The organism is Nocardiopsis sp. NPDC055879 (assembly GCF_053615935.1).
Map to the genome: position 1 here is coordinate 1 of NZ_JBSHCT010000096.1, position 1,310 is coordinate 1,310.

General features: G+C 63.8%; 1 protein-coding gene. It reads left to right on the forward strand.

All coding sequences use genetic code 11. The annotated features are described in order from the left end of the window. The first annotated feature begins 70 nt into the window (after positions 1-70). Positions 71-1,269, forward strand: a protein-coding gene (locus ACWGKS_RS29985; RefSeq protein WP_358516396.1) for an IS3 family transposase whose coding sequence is annotated in 2 segments (ribosomal slippage) — positions 71-326 and positions 326-1,269 — 1,200 coding nt in all. Because the reading frame shifts where the segments join, the coding sequence is not laid out codon by codon here. Positions 1,270-1,310 lie beyond the last annotated feature (41 nt).

The following is a 1,310-nucleotide window of genomic DNA, read 5'->3' on the forward strand; positions in this document are numbered from 1 at the left end:
TGATCTTGCTTCGGTTCGGTAGACAGATGTCCACTTTCGGATAGTTTGCTACTGAATGAGGAGATTCAAGATGCCTAGGACCCGACCGGCCTACCCGCAGGAGTACCGCGAGCAAATCCTGTCGCTGGCTCGTATCGGACGCAGCGCCGAACAACTTGCGGCCGAGTTCGAACCCTCCGAGCAGACCATCCGCAACTGGATCCGCCAGGAACGTATCGACACCGGCAAACAACCCGGCATGACCAGCGATGACAAGTCCGAACTGGCCCGGTTGCGGCGGGAGAACGCTCAGCTGCGCGAGGAACGCGAGATCCTGCGTAAGGCCACGGCTTTCTTCGTCCGGGAGACCAGCAGGTGATCCACCGGCTGATCGACGAAGAAAAGGCGCACCACTCCGTCTCCCGTATGACCCGGCTGCTCGGTGTGTCGCGGCAGGGCTACTACCAGCACGTGCACCGATCCGAACGCGGCCTTGGGCCACGCGAGCGCTCCGACCAAGAACTGACTCAGCGGATCCGCTACCACCACGAGCAGTCCCGCGGCACCTACGGAGCCCCCCGGATCCAGGCCGACCTGGCCGAACTCGATGGGCTGCGGGCGGGCCGCAACCGCATCAACCGGCTCATGCGGCGCGAAGGTCTGGTGGGGGTGCACCGCCGCACCGGCCGCAAAAGCCTGACCGTCCAAGACCGGATGGCCACCACACCCCCGGATCTGGTGGGCCGTGACTTCACCGCCCCGGCCCCGAACCTGAAATGGACGGCCGATATCACCTACGTGCCCACCGACCAGGGGTGGCTCTACCTCGCGGTGGTCATGGACCTGTTCTCTCGAAAGATCGTGGGTTGGGCGATGGCCGCTCATATGCGTGCCGAGCTGGTCTGTGACGCGTTGACCATGGCGATCGGTGCCCGACGTCCGGAGGCGGGCCTGGTCCATCATTCGGACAAGGGCTCTCAGTACACGAGTTTGGCGTTCGGTCGGCGGTGCGAGGAGGCCGGGGTCAGCCCTTCGACCGGGCGGACCGGGTCGTGTTTCGACAACGCCGTCACCGAGAGCTTCTTCGCGTCATTGGAGACCGAGCTGATCGACCGCACCCGCTTCCTCACCCGGATGGAGGCGCAGCGGGAGGTGTTCTCCTATATCGAGGGGTTCTACAATCCGTGGCGTCGGCATTCGGCGAATGGTCGGCTCAGCCCGGTCGAGTATGAACGTCGCCACACTGAGCGGGCCCGGAATGACTCCGCTGAACTGGCTGAAACCGCGTAAAATCCCAGTTCACAGGTGTCCACCGAACCGAAGCAACTTCA